The organism is Nitrospirota bacterium, from assembly GCA_035516965.1.
Lineage (GTDB): Bacteria > Nitrospirota > UBA9217 > UBA9217 > UBA9217 > MHEA01.
The window spans coordinates 17,103-36,532 of sequence record DATIZR010000075.1 but is presented as its reverse complement, the minus strand read 5'-3'; the positions used below and the strand labels follow the sequence as shown (position 1 = coordinate 36,532).

15 protein-coding genes and 2 riboswitches are annotated in these 19,430 nt (G+C 53.0%); of the genes, 1 reads left to right on the top strand and 14 read right to left on the bottom strand.

What is annotated here, in order from left to right; translation table 11 throughout:
- Window positions 1-176 precede the first annotated feature (176 nt).
- Window positions 177-257, bottom strand: a riboswitch (cyclic di-GMP riboswitch).
- 157 nt (window positions 258-414) lie between these two features.
- The 4 genes from VL197_11980 to VL197_11965 form a co-directional block, all read right to left on the bottom strand.
- On the bottom strand, window positions 415-1,383 hold the full coding sequence (locus tag VL197_11980) for a hypothetical protein (protein HUJ18698.1): 969 nt from the start codon (window positions 1,381-1,383) through the stop codon (window positions 415-417).
- Window positions 1,384-1,479: 96 nt separating this feature from the next.
- A riboswitch (cyclic di-GMP riboswitch) is annotated at window positions 1,480-1,562 on the bottom strand.
- Between the two features lie 213 nt (window positions 1,563-1,775).
- Window positions 1,776-3,881, bottom strand: a complete 2,106-nt coding sequence (locus VL197_11975) for a tetratricopeptide repeat protein (GenBank protein ID HUJ18697.1) — start codon at window positions 3,879-3,881, stop codon at window positions 1,776-1,778.
- A 74-nt stretch (window positions 3,882-3,955) separates the two neighbouring features.
- The gene (locus tag VL197_11970) at window positions 3,956-4,906 is read right to left on the bottom strand and encodes a tetratricopeptide repeat protein (GenBank protein ID HUJ18696.1); all 951 of its coding nucleotides are present in this window, start codon (window positions 4,904-4,906) and stop codon (window positions 3,956-3,958) included.
- Between the two features lie 70 nt (window positions 4,907-4,976).
- Window positions 4,977-5,900, bottom strand: a complete 924-nt coding sequence (locus VL197_11965) for a tetratricopeptide repeat protein (protein ID HUJ18695.1) — start codon at window positions 5,898-5,900, stop codon at window positions 4,977-4,979.
- A 492-nt stretch (window positions 5,901-6,392) separates the two neighbouring features.
- Between VL197_11965 and VL197_11960 the strand changes: the two genes are divergently transcribed.
- A complete protein-coding gene (locus VL197_11960) occupies window positions 6,393-7,109 on the top strand; it encodes a response regulator (protein HUJ18694.1) in 717 nt (238 codons plus the stop codon).
- Window positions 7,110-7,113: 4 nt separating this feature from the next.
- Here VL197_11960 and VL197_11955 read toward each other — a convergent pair whose 3' ends face one another.
- From VL197_11955 to VL197_11910, 10 genes are all read right to left on the bottom strand, one after another.
- Window positions 7,114-8,580: a sigma-54 dependent transcriptional regulator gene (locus tag VL197_11955; GenBank protein ID HUJ18693.1), complete on the bottom strand. Its 1,467-nt coding sequence runs from the start codon at window positions 8,578-8,580 to the stop codon at window positions 7,114-7,116.
- Complete coding sequence (locus VL197_11950; GenBank protein ID HUJ18692.1) at window positions 8,577-9,938, bottom strand: ATP-binding protein; 1,362 nt, start codon at window positions 9,936-9,938, stop codon at window positions 8,577-8,579. The genes VL197_11955 and VL197_11950 overlap by 4 nt, the downstream gene beginning before the upstream one ends.
- Window positions 9,939-11,432: 1,494 nt before the next feature.
- Window positions 11,433-12,083 (bottom strand): TMEM165/GDT1 family protein, encoded by a 651-nt coding sequence (locus VL197_11945; GenBank protein ID HUJ18691.1) that lies wholly within the window; start codon window positions 12,081-12,083, stop codon window positions 11,433-11,435.
- Window positions 12,084-12,357: 274 nt separating this feature from the next.
- A complete protein-coding gene (locus VL197_11940) occupies window positions 12,358-13,635 on the bottom strand; it encodes a CBS domain-containing protein (GenBank protein ID HUJ18690.1) in 1,278 nt (425 codons plus the stop codon).
- Between the two features lie 11 nt (window positions 13,636-13,646).
- Window positions 13,647-13,823: a hypothetical protein gene (locus VL197_11935; GenBank protein ID HUJ18689.1), complete on the bottom strand. Its 177-nt coding sequence runs from the start codon at window positions 13,821-13,823 to the stop codon at window positions 13,647-13,649.
- Between the two features lie 12 nt (window positions 13,824-13,835).
- Window positions 13,836-15,107 carry an NRAMP family divalent metal transporter gene (locus VL197_11930; protein HUJ18688.1) on the bottom strand — a complete coding sequence of 424 codons (1,272 nt, stop codon included), beginning with the start codon at window positions 15,105-15,107 and terminating at the stop codon, window positions 13,836-13,838.
- 24 nt (window positions 15,108-15,131) lie between these two features.
- On the bottom strand, window positions 15,132-16,499 hold the full coding sequence (locus tag VL197_11925) for a carbohydrate porin (protein HUJ18687.1): 1,368 nt from the start codon (window positions 16,497-16,499) through the stop codon (window positions 15,132-15,134).
- A gap of 790 nt (window positions 16,500-17,289) precedes the next feature.
- Window positions 17,290-18,225 carry a cation diffusion facilitator family transporter gene (locus tag VL197_11920; GenBank protein HUJ18686.1) on the bottom strand — a complete coding sequence of 312 codons (936 nt, stop codon included), beginning with the start codon at window positions 18,223-18,225 and terminating at the stop codon, window positions 17,290-17,292.
- Window positions 18,226-18,349: 124 nt separating this feature from the next.
- Window positions 18,350-18,739 (bottom strand): hypothetical protein, encoded by a 390-nt coding sequence (locus tag VL197_11915; GenBank protein HUJ18685.1) that lies wholly within the window; start codon window positions 18,737-18,739, stop codon window positions 18,350-18,352.
- A gap of 316 nt (window positions 18,740-19,055) precedes the next feature.
- The gene (locus VL197_11910; GenBank protein ID HUJ18684.1) at window positions 19,056-19,415 is read right to left on the bottom strand and encodes an AlpA family phage regulatory protein; all 360 of its coding nucleotides are present in this window, start codon (window positions 19,413-19,415) and stop codon (window positions 19,056-19,058) included.
- Between the last annotated feature and the right edge of the window lie 15 nt (window positions 19,416-19,430).

The window sequence follows — 19,430 nt, the reverse complement described above, 5'->3', positions numbered from 1 at the left end:
TGAGCAGGGGGGAGCTGTTCGCGCCGTGCATTTCATGGCAACCCGTACATTCGGCGACGCCGCCGCTATGGAATGCGAAGCTGAGTCCGCTCAGGCCGAATACGATCGCGGCTGCAGCGACAAGGATGATGCTTAATTTGGCTATCTTCATTTAAATCCTCCAGTTAGTTTTGTGCTCCGGCAGCCCGGCCGTCCTGTTCCCACAGGACCCGAAGGCTTTGTGCCCCCACCTTGCAATGGGTTTACTCTTATCGGAGGATCTCGCCTGCCGGACTAATTCCGGCAGGTTCTCGAATGGTGCTGCCGTGATACCTGGTACTGCTCAACTGCCTGATACTGCTACGGTCATACTGTATACTGCCTGTCGTTTTTTGCCTTTCTTCATCACCTCCTCTTACGCTGGACAAGGGGCTCTCAGTTGTTGTACCGCATCCGGAAAACACTAACCCCTCTGTTGCTGGCCTGGGTCACGTAGAGCCTGTCACTGTTGTCGCATGCCAACCCATTCGGGACAACGGTATTGCCAGGAGCGTTGCCCCGTCCTCCGAACTCCAGCAGAAATTTGAAGTCCTTATTATAGACATTCACCACGCTTTTCAGTTTGTCCGCCACCAGGATGTTGCCCTGGCCGTCCCTGATGATGCTCGAGGCGATTGAGAATTTCCCCGGCAAGCTCCCCGGCTGCCCGAAGGACCGAAGGGTCCCTTCCGGAGACAGCACGCTTGCACTGAAGAGGACCGGCACGGTGAACAGCATGTTTCCCGATTCGTCCACGCTGAAGCCGCCCATCTGGATATCGCCGCGGTCGCTCTCCTTGAGTTCAAGCAGGCGGATGAGATCATAGCTCTTCTGCACCTCGCCGGTCAGGCCGGCAATGACGATCCTCAGGCTCATGGAGTCGGCAATATAGAACCGTCCGTCGTGATATTCCATGTAGACCGGCGTGAACGCTGAAAAATCCTGGGGCATGCCGGTAATGGCGATATGGCCGATAACCTCTCCCCGGAAATTCAGACGAGTGATCTCGTAGGTCGATACGGAAAGTCCGTTCTGGTACGTCAGGGCGAAGATAGTGCCGTCACGGTCGAAAGCAAGGGACTCGATTGTTCCCATCGTATCTGCTGCCGTGAACTGATAGACCTCCATGCCGTTGTCATTGAACACCTGTACGATGTTTTCCGAGAGCACATAGGCCTCATTGCGATACTTGTCGACGAACACCGATGCGCCTCCGTAGCGCAAGGGGCCGGTAAAATCAGACAGGTCATACAGGAACGATGTCGTCACTGCCTGCACCGGAGCGGGTCGGCTGAACAGCACCGCCAAGGTACACGCGACAATAATGCCGATGGTAATAAATCGTTTCTGTCCAGAGGTTCCCATAAGCTTTCGCCGCATGCTGCTGTGATCAACGGGCTGATCGGATCAGCCCCATCCGTTTCGCGGGGGGATGTTATCGTGCAATTCCTCCCGCATTCCTTCGGCGGCCCCGTCGTCTTCCGGTTCGGAAGACCCGTTGCTTTCCATCCCCCTTCTCACGAAAGGGTTAGGCTTTATCGGGAATATCGCTGTACAGCCTTAAGTTGTATGGATGATAGTGGTGAGGTTACTTCTATGCGCAGTATATAGCAAGGATCGTGCCGCTTGGCGGGATTGATTAATAGTGAATAAATATGGCACGTTAAAATAAGATACCCAAAAAAAGCTGCCGTTGATTCGATGTATTCACCAGTAGGTACGGTTTTTTTCCCTAGTTGGCTCTTGTTCTTGATACTTCACCGACCACCATTCCGTTGCACTTCGTTGCATCCCCGCTCATTTCCCTTCTCGCAGGCGGCCGCGAAATCGGCAAGCGCATCCGCCCGCCTGCCCGCGCCTTGATAAGCAATGCCGCGCAGGAGATGGAACAGGGACTGAGTGGGATCCAGCGACATTGCACGGGTAAAATCAGCAATAGCTTCGTCGTAGTGGTGAAGACGTCCGTAGACCTCTCCCCTGCCGCTGTAAGCATAAACAGCTTTGGGATTCAGATGAAGGGCATGCGAATAATCCTCGAGAGCGCGCTGCGTATCTCCGCTCTGCGCGTAGGCCAAACCACGGTTGGTGTAAAAAACATCGTTGTCCGGGGCAAGGGAGATGGCCCGCGTATATTCTTCGATTGCCTGAAGATAGAGGCCCTCGCGATGGTAAACAGCGCCGAGGTTATGATACGCCTTTGCATAGGCCGGATCGAGGGCGATCGCATGGGTAAAGTCCTCGATAGCGCGGTCGTAGGAACCCATGGCGGTCAATGACACTCCCCGGCCGTCGCGGAACACGGCATTGTTCGGCTCGACCGCTATCGCCTTCGTTTGTGCCTCGACTGCCCGGTCAAGGTTGCCGAGGTGATACCAGGCGCTCCCCAGGTTATTCAGAGCGGAACCGTACGTCGGATAGAGAGAAACGGCCGTCGTGAGGGCGCGCGCCGCCGCCTCATACTGAGCCCCGTCGAGGTAGGCCAGACCGAGACCGTTGTATCCCCGCGCCTTCTCCGGGCTCTTTTGGATCACGTCCTCCCACATGCCCGTCTCGGTCTGCCATATCATATTCCGCCGAAAGCCGAGGACGCCGCAGAGGACGACGGCAACCGCAAGGAATGAAACGAGGGCCCGCTCCGAGAAGGCCCACCTGCTCTTCAGCCGTTCGGCGCCCCAGAAAAGGGCCGTCGTGAGCGACAGAAAGAACCCCACCGACGGCAGATACAGCCGGTGTTCAAAGATCACGTCCGCTATGGGAATGACGCTCGACTCGACGGAGAGGGTGACAAAAAACCAGAGGATGCCGAAGGCGACAAGCCTGCCCGGGGAAGTCCGCCGGCGCTCTTGCCGGAGAAGAAAGAGGGCCCCGGCAACAATCGATGCGAGCAGAAGGAGAGAGACCGCCACCTCGGGGACCAGGAGCGAGCGGTACACCGGATAGTCGTAGTCCAGGTTCTGGTTCATTGGAAGGAACAGCAGCCGCAGATAGGTGGTGATCACCGTGAATTCTGTCAGCAGATAATCACTGCGCGTGAGGTCCGTTGCGAGCCGGGTTGCGGCGCTGACGTCGCCGATGAGCTCTCCCGCCGTTGATCCGTGTTTGAGCATCGACAGGGGGATGATCACCAAGGTGAACAGGAACGGCAGGAGCAGCGCGGTCCTTCTCCGACGGTTTCCGGCAAAGAAAAGGAACTCGACGAGCACGATAAGAAGGGGAAGGGTGAAGGCCGTTTCCTTGCTCTTCATGGCAAGCACCGCGCAGAACAGCGACAGTGCATACCAGGCCCATCGCCCACGCGAAGCCTCAGGCTCGCTGTCCGCAAGCCGCCATTTCAGGTAAGCAGTCAGGCTGGCGAGGGAGAACAGCGCGGCCAAAGAAGCCAGGCGCTGGACGATGTAGGTGACCGCCTGGGTCTGGACCGGGTGGCTGATGAACAGAAGTGCCGCGAAGAAGGCGATCGTCGACGCGGGGAGCCGGGGCAGCGACTGCCGCAGGGGCGGGGTCCGAAAGCAGAGCGAGATGAGCCAATAGACGAGAAGGGCGTTGATGATATGGATCGCGAGGTTCACGATATGGTATCCGGCAACGCCCGTTCCGTGAAGCCGGTAGTTCAGGGCGAAGGTAAAGTAGGTGAGCGATCTCGGCTGCGTGGCGGCTTCCCATTTCAGGAAGGATCCGATATCCCGGACAATGGGGTTGTCGGTTATGTTCGAGGGATCATCGAACTGGAACGGGACGGAGAACGTGTTGGAATACACGGCGAGTCCGATGAGGACGAGCAGCGCTCCGTGGATGAATGGCCGGTTCAGCCGGGATTGGAGAGGCGGATCGCGACGCGGCACGCTGGGCTGTTTGGGGGGCATAGTTTTCTCGGTCTTCCTGCCGCTTCACAACAAGGCCTGCCGGCCGTTTCGACTCGGGTACCGGCACGGGCTGTTCAATGCCCCGGACCTCCGGCCCCTCCGCGGGAAAGCCGTTCCAGACCTCTGCGGGCGCCCTCGTGGCCGGGATCGAGCCGCAGCGCGGCCTGGAACTCCCGCAGAGCGTCATCGCTCCGGCCCTCGTTCTGATACGCGATGCCAATGTTGTAATGGATCGCGGCATTCTGAGGACTGTAGATCAGCGCCTGCTGGAACAAATCGATGGCTGCGTCATAGTTGCGCTGTTGAGCGTAGACGATCCCCAGGTTGTTGTATGCCTCATAAGCGTCGGGCCGGCTTCGGATCGCCGCCTGGAGAGAGCGGACGGCTTCTGTCCACCATCCCCTGCTTCCGTACAGCATGCCCAGATTGATGAGCGCGTCAGCGTGAGAGGGATCGATCTGGATCACCGTTTGGTACTCGCGCACAGCATCTTCGATGCGTCCTTGTTCCTGGTACGCGTTACCCAGGCCGTAATGCGCCGCCGTGCTGTCGGCGTCGGCGCTCAGGGCCTGTCGGAATTCCTTGACAGCCTCGTTGAACCGCCCCTGCTTCACGTACACGGACCCGAGGTTGGCATGCGCCGTGGCGTCATCCGGCGTCCTCGCAAGCACAGCCTGAAACAGCCCGATGGCCTCGTCGAAGCGGTCCTGCTTTCCGTAAATGCTGCCGAGGTTGTTGAGTGCCTTATCGTACAGGGGGTCGATGCTGAGCGCTGCCTGGTATTCCCGGATCGCCTCGTCAAGGCGCCCGCGAGTGTGGTAAGCGCGCGCGAGGCCGTAGTGGGGGCGGACCTTGCCCGGGCTTTTTGCCGCAACGCCTTGCCACAACGCGAGATCATCGCTCCACAACCGGTTGCGCGCCCGCGTCGCTCCGGCAAACAAGAGGACAAGGATTGCGGCCAGGGAGACCAAAAATCTGCCGGCATGCTTGTCCCTTGACGACTTCCCCCTCTGAGGGTTAACCATGAGATTTCCCGCGATGGCCCGTCCATCCCCGGGACCCCGATCGGCCCCTCCGGCAGAGGCGCCCCGACATTTACGGCGCAATCGCGGCCCCCGGGCGGGAAGCACGCAACGCCTCGAATGCGCGGAATTCCTCCCTGCTCTCCTCGGCGAGGCCGAGCTTTCCGTAGATCACGCCAAGATTATAATGGGCGCCGGCATCGCCGGGATCAATGCGGATCACCGCCTGAAATTCCCCCATGGCCTCCTGATAACGCCCGAGCTTCCCATAGAGGGCGCCCAAGTTGTTGTGTGCCTGCCGGTAATCAGGATCTTTCTTGAGGGACTCATGGTATGCACTGACGGCTTCCGCAAACCTGCCTTGCCGGTCGTACACTTCCGCCCGGTTGAAGTCCACGGCGGGATCGAGAGGACGCAGGCTTTTCGCGGTTTCGAGTTCGCTCAGCGCTTCCTCCACACGGCCAATCCTTGAGTAGATCTCACCCAGGGTCAGGTGCGCCTTGAAATAATCCGGGGCAAGACGGATCGCGGCGAGCAGTTCCTCCTCTGCCTCCGCAAAGCGTCCCTCTTTCCCGAGCGTGTTGCCGAGATTATAGCGGGCCTCCGCATAGTTCGGTGAGATGCGCAGGGCAATCCGAAATTCCCTGATTGCATCTTCGTATCGTCCGCCTGTGTAGAGCGAACTTCCCAGGTTGTTACGCGGTCTGGCCTTCTCCGGGCTTTTCGCGACCACGTTCTGCCAGAGATCGAGCCTGGTATGCCAGACAGTATTTCTCAATAAGGCCGCCGTCGCCAAAACAGCAACGATTCCCAGGGCCAGCGCTGTTGCCATTGCTGTGCCGGCTCTCTTTGCCGACGAAAGTCCGGGCAAGGATGTCCGGACCTTCGAAACGGGACGATCGTCCGGGATGCCGTTGCTCCCGGTACGACGCCAGAATTGCGCTTTCATGGGTATCAGGGGAACCCGCTGCGGCTGGAGCCAGAGGCTCCCTATCATAACGCGACCTCCCACGGTTCACGATGCCTTCCTCCCCGGCTGGAGCCGGGGAATCCAAGTCGCGGGATTGACAACAGCGAATCATACGCACTGCTGCTTAGTTCCACCCATCAGCCCGATAGCCGCCACATCCCTACTTCTTCCCCGGTGACCATCAAACCTCTGCGCTAGCGCTGCAGTACTAGCAATTCGCATGCCAGTCTTATCATCAATACCATTTATCAAAATACAACCAGTTAGGTTAACGCGTGCTGCCTATCTTTATACCCCATTCGGAAAATTCCCGCAGAGATGAGGTCTTTTCACCGGAAGAGCTCGGCCGTCCGAGGCACCCTCCCTGCTATGACCGGTAGTAATGCTCTGAAATGTTTGGACATGCGCATTCAGCACCTGAATGGTACAGTAATTGCTTTTTAATAATGAAGCCATGAGCATGTCGGCGCATTTTGTTCACAGATCTTAACAGAGAGAAGAATTGTTGATACTGATAGAATGAGAAAAATACTTCTCGTTGACGATGAAAACCTCATCCTGTATGGGCTCTGTGCTACCTTCAGAGATCATGATACCACGGTTGTGACTGCTTCCACGGGTGCGGCGGCACTTGCGGCGCTCGACAGGGATCGATTCGACGTATGCATTCTCGACCTGAACCTTCCGGACATGTGCGGTCTGGATATTATGAAAAAGGTCAGGCACTCTTCGCCGGGAACGAGGATAATCATGATGTCGGGAGACGAGATAACAAGACCGATGATGGAAGTGATCGAGGGTAACGCTCACCTGCTCATGGACAAGCCTTTCGACCTTGAGGTGGTAAAGAAGTTTGTGGATCGGATCCTGATGACGGGTAAGCCGCTGCTCCGCGATGAGAGCAGGGCCTTAAAAGACGCCAATGATTTTATCAAGTGGATCAGCAGCGATGTCCGAAAGCATGAGCGAAAGCCGGTCTACAAGTCTATTACATGCTTTACCCTTCCTTCGCCCAACGAGAGGGATCCCCTTACGCTTGCAGCCAGCGTCCTTGATATCAGCGACGCCGGCATGTGCATCAGGATTAATCATCCCCTCGCTCCAGGCCGCGTCCTGACGCTGCGCGATGAACAAACACATTGCACCGGCGTGGTCAGATGGTGCCGCAGCGGAGAAACGGTAGCAACCTACCTGTCGGGAGTTCAGTTCACGTCGCCTCCGATTGCGCCTGTTTAGCCATTCATTTTTCCGTTGTTGTGCGATCGGCGCATGCGGCGTCCGGGTAAGAACTTCGACCATTCGACGGCACGGCTCCTCCTACTTCCAACCCGAATTTCTTCACCTGATATCGAAAGGCATCATAGCTGATATTCAAGAGTTTTGCCGCCTGTGATTTATTGTTGTTCGTACGTCCAAGCGCCTGGAGGATGAGGTCCTTTTCGACGTCGTCCAGCGACACCCCCTGCGCAGGAAGTGAGATCCGAAGCGCGGAGGGCGAAGAGAGCACGCCGGACTTGCCCATCAGCCAGCCCGGTAAATGCTCGGGACGGATTTCTTCCGCCCCTTCGAGGACCACGAGCCGCTCAAGCAGGTTCCTGAGCTCTCTGATGTTCCCCGGCCAGTGAAAAGAGGTCAGGATCTTTTCAACCTCCGGAGAGATGCAGGAAGACGCCTTCTGTTTGTACCGGCCGGCGAATTGCGTCAGAAAGTACCGGATGATAGGCGGGATGTCCTCCTTCCGTTCCCGGAGGGGTGGTACGTGCAGGTAGAACGTGCTCAACCGGAAGAACAGGTCCGCGCGGAACGCTCCCTCCTCGACTGCTTCCGCGAGATTCCGGTTCGTGGTGGCGATAACGGTGACATCGATCGGGATCTCCTCGCTACCTCCTACGGGCCGGATCATCCGCTCCTCCAGCACCCGGAGCAGTTTCCCCTGGAGGTTCATTTTCATATCGCCGATCTCATCGAGAAGGATGGACCCGCCCTGCGCCTGCTCGAACAGTCCCTTCTTGTCCGACTTTGCATCGGTGAATGAGCCCTTCTCGTAGCCGAAGAGCTCGCTCTCGAGCAGTGTTTCCGGAAGCGCAGCGCAATTGACCTTGATGAAGGGGGCAAAGCCCTTCTTCGCGTGCTCATGGAACAGGCGATGCGCGTACCGGGCGAACAACTCCTTCCCGGTCCCGCTTTCTCCGGTGATCAGCAGCGTGGAAACCGATGCCGCCGCGATTTTTCTTATCTTTGCCTTGATTTCCTGCACCGTTTTTGACTCGCCGATGATTTCCTTCTCGAAGGTCTCCGCTTGGACCTTTCTGAGATAGGCGACCTCCTGCTGCAGACGGTTCTTTTCGATGATGTTGCGGATCACGATCTTGACCTCTTCGATGTTGAACGGCTTCGTAAGGTAATCCGCGGCGCCGATTTTCATTGCCTTCACGGCGGTTTCCGCCTTGTCATCCGCCGTCAGCATAACGACCTGTACAGGCAGTTCCCGCTTCACAATGTCCCTCAGGACATCTATGCCGTTCTGGTTCCCCAGGCGGATGTCGAGCAGTACGACATCGGGAGACCACGATTGTATCTTGCCGATTATACCGTCTGTTGTGGTCGACGAGCGAACCTCGTAGCCGCTGCTTTTCAGAGTCCGTGTGAGCGTGGCAACAATCAGCTCATCGTCGTCGACAACATAGATTTTTTCTTCACTCGTCATATCTGCCTCCTTTGTGCCTGGTTCACGGGAAGCCGTACCATGAACAGGGAGCCCCTGTTTTCAGGACATTGTACGCCGATGCTCCCCCCGTGTTCCTCGACGAGCCGGCTGGCGATCGCCAAGCCCGGCCCCGCCGCTTTTTTTGAATAAAACGGTTGGAAGATATGCTTCCGTGCTTCTTCATCGATTCCCGGTCCCGTATCGGAAATCCGAACCTCGAGGGTCCGTGTTGTGGCATCGAGGAGCGTCTTCAAGAACACGGTCCCGCCCTTCGGCATTGCCTCCGAAGCATTCAGGAGCAGATTCGTGAATATCTGTTGCAGTTGCATCGGGTCCGCGTCGATTTCCGGCAGGGTATCATCATACTCTCTGATCACCCGAACGGCTGTTTCAGCGTCACTGGCGTGTGACCGGTCCCGCAGCGCCAGATCGACGGCGTTGTCGAGGACGGCGTTCACCTGCGTTCTGCTGAATTGCGGTTTCGGCGGTCTCGCGAAGTTGAGCAGGATTTTCAAGAGGGACTCGATGCGCTTGATTTTGGGGACCACGTTCTTGAGCGCGCTCCGGTCCTCTGCGGGCATGCCTGACTCTTCCGAGAGCACGTCGATCGTTGCTTTGATCCCGGCCAGCGGGTTCTTGATTTCATGAGCCAGGCCGGAGGCCAGTTCCGCCACGAACGCATTTTGACGCTCCCGCTGTATTGCCTCCGCAGAACGCCGCTTTTCATCGCTGTCGCGGTCGATCGCCAGGATGTACTTGCGGCCGCTGGTCTCAAAGGCAGCGGCGCTGATATCCACGGCGAACACCGTGCCGTTCTTCCTGCGACGATCGGCCTCGACACGCAGCGTCTCCCCCGCCACCAAGCGGTCGATCCGTTCCCGCACGATTGCGGCCGGTCCGGGTGTGTCGAGATCGCTGATGTTCATCTTGAGCAGCTCTTCGACGGTGTAGCCGTACATCCGTGACGCCGCCCCGTTGGCCTTCAATATCTTGCCCTGCCGACCCTTTTCGCCGTCCAGAATGAACATCGCGTCGGCGGCGCTTTCGAACAATGCCCCATATTGCCTCAGGCTTTCTTCGATGGCCTTCGGGTGCTTCTGGGGCTGCCCCGTATCGTTGTCGAAGGCCGGGGAGAACCCGGCAAACTCGTCATTGAGCCCTTCGAGCCGAGCCGGCTTCAAGAACCTGCGCAGTGAAACCCATCCCAGCACGGCGACCATCAGCGGACCTGCAATGACGAGCAGGACGGCCGGACGGCTGAAGTCACCTGACCTGCCTGCCATCAGAAACAGGTACCCGCCGCCGGCGACAGCGAGGAGGGATAAGACGATCTGGACTATGATGATGTTTTTCTTCACGATCAGTCCGGTCTTCTCTTTCCGACTTCCTTCTGACAACTCGGGGCGCTGCGGCGTTGTCCCTTTCAAGACGCGCCCATTGCACTCGTTACCGGCTCGCGGTCATTGCGCGCGAAAAGATCCCTGCCGGCTTCCGGTCCGGATAATCAAGGCAAAGATGCGGCTCGGCGGGTTCGCCTTTCAGCAATCAACTCTCCGCAATTGCGGAACGTTCGCCTCCGCTCTTCTTGCATTGATGTCACGAGAACTCCGAATATCCATGGCTGAAGCCGACCAATGCTCTCTGTTTTTTACATCACTGATTCAGGGGTTGAAGTCCCTGGTAAGGAGGTTTGCACGACAGCCACAGCATATTAGGCTTTATGAATGTCGATCTTTGAGACGTCCGGAGCTCATGAGTGTGAACCCTTAAACGGACTTACACGTCTGAGTCGATAACCCTATAAAAGGGAAGAGAATCGTAACCTTGAAGAATAAATCATTCAGGATGATTTAATCAATGATTTTCGACTATTTTCGACATTTTAATGACCGATTGACTCTTTTTTCACGATTAACCCGCACTAACTATTCTGTAGTACTTTCATTACAAAGTCTGGATGCGCCGGCAGCACGATGGCCAATATATGCATGTAACAGCAAGAACTACACCACACGATAAAAATGTATAAAATCAAAGCATTTTGAATTTTCACCTTACAAAAATCTATTGCAATGATGAGCATTTGTACGCTGAAATTGGTCATCTCACCATATGCAACATACTGTTTATAACGAGAATAAACTTGTCATTCGATGTAGTTCACTGCAAGAAAATGTAAGGGGATATTGCCTTGATACAAAATTACATCAAATGCAATACATCGTGGCGGTGCATCTCAGATGTTAACAGCATCATCCTCGCAACGCTTTTTTGACCGTCTGCGGGGCTAAGTACGAGAATGCATGATAGGCAAGTTGAACCTGTTATCAATAGGACAGGACGTCGTCTGGACAACGTGCGTAGGAGTCGCATTGGCTGGTCGATCACGCAACTGCCCGCTTCTCCCGGCGGCGACAGGGGGATATGCAGATAGAGCCCTCGTCCCTGTGCCAGCTTGCAGTGTTACACTTCGAAGGGCTTCTTTCCTGTTGCGTTTTGCCTGTATAGAGGGATCTGCCGTCGGCAGAAGAAAAAAAATAAGCCCCATTTCTATCATGGGGCTTATTCACCTGGTTGCATTTCTTCAGACTATGTCATGGTGGTCCCAACGTCCGCGAATCAGTTTGTACAAGAATTTGAATTCAGAATGTTTTTTGAAAAAATGCTTTTCAAAATACCCCAAAGAATATCCCCGGATTTTTTTCATAGTGAGCCGCAATTGAACCTGATCCCGAGAGCCAATAATAAACATGTTGAGAAATCAATTGGTGAGATCTCTTTTGGGATAGATAAATCCATCTTACAATCATGTTGTGTTTATATATCGGATCTCGATTCATGCCGGTCATTATTCAGCGACGGCTGATCCATGGTCGGCCGATGAGTAGCACCGCTCCAGTGACGAGAATGATTGCACCAATTTCGAAGAATTGAGTTAAAAAACGGACTGGAAGGGCTTCATGCAAGCCGTAAAAGCCAAAAAGGATGAAAATGCCCGCTGCGCCCCATTTCATTACTTTCTCAGGACTCTTCTTCCCGAGCACGACACCTACTCCAATTCCGACCGCATCTGCAATCATCATCCCGGTTGTCGATCCCATCCATACCGGCAGTACTGTTTGATATTTCGCAGCGAGAGCAACTGTTGCGAGCTGCGTCTTATCCCCCATCTCTGCAATGAAGAAGGCAAATGCAACAGTCCAGAATGGGCTAAAGCTGAAGCGTTTATCCTCATCCTCCAACTGGTCGCCACGAATGGTCCAGAGGCCGAAAAAGATGAAAGAAGCGGACGCAGCTATCTGAATATAGCTAATCGGAATAAAATTCGTGAGCCACGTCCCGACTTCGACAGCGATAAAATGGTTGGCAGCGGTAGACACAAAGACCGCCCAGAGTACAGTAGACGCCTTGAACCGTGTTGCAAAAGCAATTGCCAGGAGCTGGGTCTTGTCTCCCATTTCAGCAAGGACCACAAACAGCATCGAGGTAAGAAAAGCTGTCATTTGCGCGATCTCCTTTAAAATAAAAAAGCGAGACTTCCGGCGCGCGGCAGGATAACCGCAACGCCGAAGGTCTCGCTCATTGGTTCAAACCAATTGCAGGGCCAGGCTTTAAAAGCCAGTATGTTGACCCTGTACGATGGAGCTACTCCCCCTCGGGACTGAACCTCTTTTTACTCTATCATGACAAAGAAGTCAAGAATTATGCATTTTGACTTGGATGGAAGCTACGGCAGCCACCATGTTGCCGTGCGACATATCTCTTGCCCACATTGCCTTAAACAAATTTGTGTTTCAGGTTCATAACATCTCTATAGGGAATCACTCCGATGATGACATTTTTTTCATCGACCACGGGAAGTGACCGGAAGCTATAGCGCGAAAACATTTCGGCTGCTTCGAGAAGAGTATTTTCAGGATTTAACTGAATCACATTTGTTGTCATGATGTCCGCAAGTTTCTCTTCGTTTTTCGTTTTCAGCACTTCTTTAAGATCTACTACTCCCAATAAAACGTTCTTTTCGTCTACGACATAGATGTACATGATCTCATCTTTATCCCGTGCGATTTCGGGGAACCGGTCCTCAACATAACCTACCGCAGTATCGGGCGGGAGTTTGATGAACTGCGATGTGGAAAAGTTTATTATCTTTTGGTCCTGCTTTTCAAGCATCGATTGAATCTTCGTCGCGTTTTCCCTGTCGATCAGCTTCAGGATATCATCTGCTTCGCTTCCAGGCAAAATGGCAAGGATATCCGCAGCCTGCGCAGGGGTCATGGCGTTGATCAGTTCGGCTGCGCGCTCTTTCTTTATCGAGGAAATAAGCTGACGCTGTACTCGGGGCTCGACCTCTTCAAGCGTGTCCGATGCGTGTTCGGTCTCGAGTTGATTAAAAATCGCAAGCCGCTGCTCCCCGCTCAGTTCTTCGAGAATATCGGCAAGATCTACCGGCTGAATTTCCGTAAGTTTCTCCTTCAGAACGTTCAGCTTGACGTTCCCCTTGAAACTTCCGAGATGTTCGGGCAATGGCTGTACGTAGGACCATGAAAGCGTTTCTTTCTTTAATAGATTCGTCCCGCTGAAGAGCAGTTCCATGAGCCGGATAAGGCCGAGCCGTTTAAACAGGGCGTACCTGCTGAAATCCACATCGGTAACGTAAAGGACTTTATTGCGCCGGGCGAGTTTCACGTCATAGACGATGTCAATCTCATTGTCGTCCATATCGAGGACTTTTTTGTCCAGAACATGATCGCCGAGCAGGACCTGAGATTCCGCAGGCTCTCCTTCATACTGCTCCGGCTCTTCGAGATCGATAATAAGCCTTCGTGCTGAGACCGCGACAACCCGCTCCCAGGGAACAAGCAGAGATTTTCTTCCGAACGGCCTCTTTACGATGAAATGAGTTACAACTGGAAGTTTTTCTCTTTCAATAATTGCGAGATCTCCTAATTTACCTATTCTCTTATCGCCGTTCAGGACTTTCGTCCCGATTAGATCGCTCAGAAAAAATACGGCATCGACGGTTTCCTGATTTTTATTCAGCGCCGTGTTCATCGCTCACCTCCCTATTTAAGCAGCGTAATGAATTTATAAACCGATAGACCTATTAACGAAAACAGATAGACACGCAGCAGGATCAGGGATGCCCTTACCCATCTGGACATCTCAATTCTCGGCTTCTCGTATTTTTGATTGATCTCGCGAATCTTGGCATAGCTGTGAGTGAAGAAGGTCTTTATCATGATTTACTCCTCCTATTTGAACATATCAGGGAATAGTGTGCTTACGCCGTACATCGTGGAAAGGGCAATGATAACAGCGACGATGCTGATATTGACAATGTTCTGCCACGTGGTATTGACATATTCGCCCATGGTCTTCTTGTCGTTCAGAAGAAGGATCAGGAAAACCAAGGCGGCAGGAAGCAGGGTCGTTGCGATCACCTGAACAAACAGCGTGATCAGAACGAGTGGCGCTCCGGGGATCAAGACGACGGTCCCGGCAAGGAGAAGGTCGAAGAAATAGTACGCATAGAACCACGGCGCTTCTCTGACTTTCTGATTGAGGGAATGAGCCCAGCCGAAGACCTCCCCGAAGGCCCACGAACTCGCCAGAGATATACAGATTGCACCGAGCAGACCGGCATCGAACAATCCGATCGCTATGAGGGTCCCAATGATGCTGTTTTGAGGCATGATCTGCTTGGCGGCGACCGCAGCGTCATCCACCGGCACGCCGTAGAGCAGTTTGCCGCAAACGATGATCAGTACGGTTGCAACAATGACGGTGAGGAGCGATCCTATTGCGGTATCGATCTTCCCGAATTTGATGTCCTTCTCATGAAGACCTTTGTCCACGACCGAGCTTTGTTGGAAGAACAGCATCCAGGGCGCGATCGTCGTGCCGATGTTGGCCATGAGAAGGAAGAAGAGTTCATTAGTGAATCCGCCCGGCGGGAAATGAGGCACGAAGCTGTTGAACGCAATGTCCTTTACCGACGGATGAACCATGAAGGCGGCGGGAATATAAATGAGATTAAGGACGCAGAACAGAAGCGCAATTTTTTCCCAAGTCCAATAGCGCCCGCTCATGATCATAGCGCCCATGATGAGCCAGCAGATGACAACGGTCAGGACCGGCGGAATATGAAAAATGCTCATAGCGGCGGTCATACCGATAAACTCGGTGATCATGGTGAGCCAGTCGGTCAGGACCAGATCCAGCAGCGAGAACCAGCCCCAGAACCGGCCGAAGGCGGAAAAGATCGCTTCGGCATGGCCGCGTTTCGTTACCGCTCCAAGACGAACGGTCATCTCCTGGACGTAGTACGCCACAGGTCCGAGGAGAACCAGGAACCACAGAAGATGCATGCCGTATTTTGCTCCGGTTGCTGTGTAGGTCGTGATTCCACCCGCGTCGTTGTCGGCAACCATCACGATGATTCCGGGACCGGCTGTGAGTAAAAAAAGCCTGATCGCCTTGGCGAAGCGGCGGTACTGGTAGTAAAACTGGTTAAAGATGTTCATTGGCCATCCTCCTTCTCAATTAAATTAGTAGCTCAGTCGTAAGCGCACCGAATAAACTTCGACCGGCCCCCGGTCACGATTGTATCCTGGATTCTGGATGTACTGGAAGTCGGGAGATAGCTGCGCATACTGTCCAAGTTGAACTCGGTAATACGTTTCAAATATCTGCTCCAGACCGTAATTGAGCTTGCCGTCGCCGAGCAGAAAACCTGTCCCCCCCGCCGCAAGATACTCACGATGCTCGGGCGACAAGCCGTGCCATACATAAGCGACTCCAAGACGATCCTCAGTGCGACCCCAGTGAACGCCGCTTACCTGCATGCCCGTGCTCAGGTGCCGGTCCACCTCGGTAAAAGCAAAGTCCTCAGTATGCCCGTCGTTCCAGCCGATCCTGGCAAAGGCCCCCGTTTCGCCTGCATCCGCGAGAGGCTGCTCCACGTTGAAGCCGAACCCGTATTTATGCCGTCCCGGCCTGTTGTCCTTGGCGATATCGGGTTCCATCCCGGTTGCCTGGCCTGTCGAGATCGCCTCTTCATAATTGCCCATGCGCCCTGTGTTGTAATAGGCGAGGAAACGCATAACCGTTCCCTCCTGGTTAGGTCTAAGAGTAAGTTCCAGGTTATTTCCGCTCGATGTTCCGATATGATCGAACTCGTTGCCGTTGGCCGTCGTGGGCATTTTGTAGATTCCATAAGCAAGCTTCCATGATGGCCTTATGTAAGAAACGAGAAGTCCGTAGCTGTATCCTCGTGTGTTGGCAGCGAAATCCCATGCTGTGTTATTGATGAATCCCCAGTTGAGGAACTGGATACGGGTATTATTGGCATAGCGATTTTGATCAAAATCGTCAGTTGCGGCCATTAACCCGCCTTTTATTTCGATCCTGCTGAGAGGCTCTTCCCCCGGCAGTTGGTCCATTGCCCTTTCTACCGATGCAGTCTCCCTTGACAAAGGAATGAGATAACGAAGGAACAGCCGTGCTATATACGGATTCTGCCCAAGATCAGTCGAACCCTGACGGATGACGTCGCCGTTTGTGATACCACCCAAACCGACTGCATGGCCGATCCCATTGCCCCGCGCCTGCTCGACATCGAGATAAGCCTGCAAACGGGGTAAGATCTGCGATCCGAGATAGATCCCGTACGTTTCGGTATGCCCATGACCTTCTCCGTTTTTGAATGTCAGGCTTTGGGGACCTTCATACGGGCTTGAGAACGCGGGCATGTTCTGATAGATGATAGTCGCTTGCATTCCGAGCAGTTGCGGCGCCCAACCGGGTTCAGACGGAGTTTCCGCGTTCGCGACGCCGACAAGGAGCACGCTGGCGCTAATAAAAGCGCTCTTTTTCAGAAGTTTTTTACAAAGTGAAATAATTGCGATGAGGACCATTATTCCCACCTCCGACGTTGGATTGTTCCGCACCACGTAATGGAGCGGGATGCGCTATCGGGAATAATGGAAAGAAGAGAATAAACGGAAGATGGATCGAGGTGGTGAAGGGCAAGCAGTAACTCCCCCTTGTATTATTCCCGTAGCGGCGTTAATAATCGTGAAATTTTATTGCATCTATGAGCAGGGCCAGCTTCCATAAACATCACCTCCCATTCTCCATTAGTTAAATTAATCGGGTAAAATCAGTTTTTGCTTCTGAGCAGCTTTGAAAGGACCATTGGGCAGTCGTCCCAGTTTTCGGACAGACAGCGGTCTTCGGCCTTTCCCGCGTCGATTATCAGAAAGAAAATCGATGCCAGGCAGGTATTCGTCCCTATAGTGAAATAAGGACACAATAGTTCATGATTCGGAATGTGTTGAGAAACAGAAGGAATCGTAATGATACCCATTATCCGCACCTCCATAATGTCCCGCGAGATCGCGGGCAGGATGCGCTATCGTAAAATAATGGATAAGAGTGAGAGCCGTTAGGAAGAAAAAGGCATGACGAAGGCGAGCAATGAACGGTTCTCCGGCACTATTTTCGATAGCGATATGAATTTGCTGCACATGTGACTTGGGCCACCGTCCATTGACATCACCTCCTGACTGTTAAAATATGATGTGAAAAAATGCTAGGCGGCTTATAACAGACGATGATAAGGATGTCAAGCTTTTTATGAATGCTCGATCATTTTTTTATTAATTTTTTATAACGGGAGGTAAAAAGGCGTGAGCTGGATGAACATCAGGAATGAGCCATGGATTTACAGTCCAGATGACACCCGTTACACATTCCGTCGCAAGGCTCAATATGGACTAACACGTGGCTGTTTGCCAGACGCTCTTTGATCCGGGAAGTGATGAGATCGCTTAACGAATGAGCATCTTTGACCATGCTTCGCCCGGGAACCACGATATGAAGATCGATATAGCGGACATGGCCTGATTTGCGGGTACGTAGTTTATGGTAGTCGGTAATAGCATGAGAATGCTCGGCCAGAACCCGGTGGATTAGTTCTTCATCCTTGGCAGGAATTCGCGTATCGAGTATGTCCGAGAATGACTCCTTGGTCAGTTCCCAGGCCGCTTTAATGATTAGAAGAGCAACAACGATAGCAACAACAGGGTCCAGAACCTCGAGACCGGTCAGTTTAATTGCTGCAAGCCCGCCTAAAACGCCGAGGGAAGTCCAGACATCGGTTCTCAGGTGGAGCGCATCTCCGCGGAGAGCAGCAGAGTCAGTCAGGTGGGCAACTTTGAAAAGATAGCGTGAGACGATGAAGTTGACGGCAGCGGACGCGGCCATGACCAATGTACCAAGGCCGAGGCTTTCAACTTCTATATTGCCGTGTTCCAGCTTTTGTACAGCCTGATAGATGATATAAACAGCAGCTCCGAAGATGAGCAGCGCTTCTATTGTGGCCGAAATGTTCTCTATTTTCCCGTGGCCGTAATGATGATCTTTGTCTGCCGGTTTCCCCGAATGGCGAACAGACATAAAAGCAACAATGGCGGCAACAAGATCAATTGCGGAATGGACGGCTTCGGAGATCACGCTGACTGAGTGCATGAACAATCCAGCAGCCAGTTTAAGAATGATCAGAACCGAGTTCGAAGTGATAGATACAATTGCAGCTCGAGTTTTCAGATGGTGTTGCATGCGTTCATCGATTGCTTTCAAGGTTTGCAATTAACTACGGGATGAGCTGGCCAGTTGATCTTTTATTCTAAATTATTCCCACCGGCCTCTAGAAATGCGATATGAATTTCGAATTTACCACACAACGCAGTCTTGATTATAGGTTTTACTTGGGCTCTCTGTCCAGCAGAATGACAAGGCATGAAACATTCCCCTTTTTCGCTATGTCATCATGCCTTATTTCGCCCGTTGTAACTTGACCTTTTATATAAAAATCACCGACAAAAGACAGGACTTTGATTTTGCCCACTTCGAACAGTCTGTTGTCGTCATTCATGCGATAAACAGTCAGTACATCATTGACACTTATTCCTTGTTTCACGTCTGGAGTACCACTTTCAAATAGGTAAAGTGTCGATCCAGAGCTGAAAACAGCTTTGGTTCTTATTAGACGATGTTCCTCGAGGACGGGATAGGAAACAGCTTCGACTATCATCGGGACACTCATCACCAGCAATATTAACAAAATGCCTTGAATCAGGACCAACTTCTTCATGTGCATCACTCCTTCCTTCCCTGAGCAATACGATCTCTTAAGCGTAGGCTTCTTTTTATAATAATTATAGGGCTTGAGTAATTAAATTGATGCTAATAAATAGCTCCCATTTATTAAAAAAGAATAAATAGCGGGAACTAGCAGTAAGCTCACAGTAAGCCCTTCTCACTCCGGCCTGTCTACTCGCCAGTAGGTATAGGCAATCATCGCAATTTCTTATACGGCATAAGGATATCGCGGTTTCTCTTAATGGCCACGAGTTGCCGCGAAAATGGTTGTTGAAGCGTAACCTCTATAACGCGTAAACAGAGAATGGTTATGGCCTTCCCATCCGTTCTAACAATTCCCGGATATCCTCAGTACGCCAACAAGTGCACCGCGCTGACAGCTTCACTGGTTTCGGATATTTTCCCGATTTTACTCCTGCCCACCAAGAGCTTTTGCTTACGGGGATGATTGGCGGAATTCCCTTTCTCCTGTTTCCAAGAATCTGCCACAATCGTAAAAGCCCGAATTGAGGAAGAGCGTTTATTGCTGTCTGCTGAACGGATTCAGAAATGCTCGCTCTTTGGGTATATTTTTCTTTGTCTGGAAGAAGAGGCTTTATTACCCTAAGCACTTCTTGCGTTACTTCGGACGTCAACTGACTCGCATCGATTTGTAATTTTGTTTTCATCATCTCTCCTCGATA

What these genes read in the sequence shown, in the direction of transcription:
- VL197_11945 (HUJ18691.1), bottom strand. Translation starts at nt 12,083, where the DNA reads ATGACAGCTTTTCTTACCTCGATGCTGTTTGTGGTCCTTGCTGAAATG.
- VL197_11910 (HUJ18684.1), bottom strand. Translation starts at nt 19,415, where the DNA reads ATGAAAACAAAATTACAAATCGATGCGAGTCAGTTGACGTCCGAAGTA.
- VL197_11955 (HUJ18693.1), bottom strand. Translation starts at nt 8,580, where the DNA reads ATGACGAGTGAAGAAAAAATCTATGTTGTCGACGACGATGAGCTGATT.
- VL197_11960 (HUJ18694.1), top strand. Translation starts at nt 6,393, where the DNA reads ATGAGAAAAATACTTCTCGTTGACGATGAAAACCTCATCCTGTATGGG.
- VL197_11930 (HUJ18688.1), bottom strand. Translation starts at nt 15,107, where the DNA reads ATGAACATCTTTAACCAGTTTTACTACCAGTACCGCCGCTTCGCCAAG.
- VL197_11915 (HUJ18685.1), bottom strand. Translation starts at nt 18,739, where the DNA reads ATGAAGAAGTTGGTCCTGATTCAAGGCATTTTGTTAATATTGCTGGTG.
- VL197_11970 (HUJ18696.1), bottom strand. Translation starts at nt 4,906, where the DNA reads ATGGTTAACCCTCAGAGGGGGAAGTCGTCAAGGGACAAGCATGCCGGC.
- VL197_11925 (HUJ18687.1), bottom strand. Translation starts at nt 16,499, where the DNA reads ATGGTCCTCATCGCAATTATTTCACTTTGTAAAAAACTTCTGAAAAAG.
- VL197_11975 (HUJ18697.1), bottom strand. Translation starts at nt 3,881, where the DNA reads ATGCCCCCCAAACAGCCCAGCGTGCCGCGTCGCGATCCGCCTCTCCAA.
- VL197_11940 (HUJ18690.1), bottom strand. Translation starts at nt 13,635, where the DNA reads ATGAACACGGCGCTGAATAAAAATCAGGAAACCGTCGATGCCGTATTT.
- VL197_11965 (HUJ18695.1), bottom strand. Translation starts at nt 5,900, where the DNA reads ATGATAGGGAGCCTCTGGCTCCAGCCGCAGCGGGTTCCCCTGATACCC.
- VL197_11935 (HUJ18689.1), bottom strand. Translation starts at nt 13,823, where the DNA reads ATGATAAAGACCTTCTTCACTCACAGCTATGCCAAGATTCGCGAGATC.
- VL197_11980 (HUJ18698.1), bottom strand. Translation starts at nt 1,383, where the DNA reads ATGGGAACCTCTGGACAGAAACGATTTATTACCATCGGCATTATTGTC.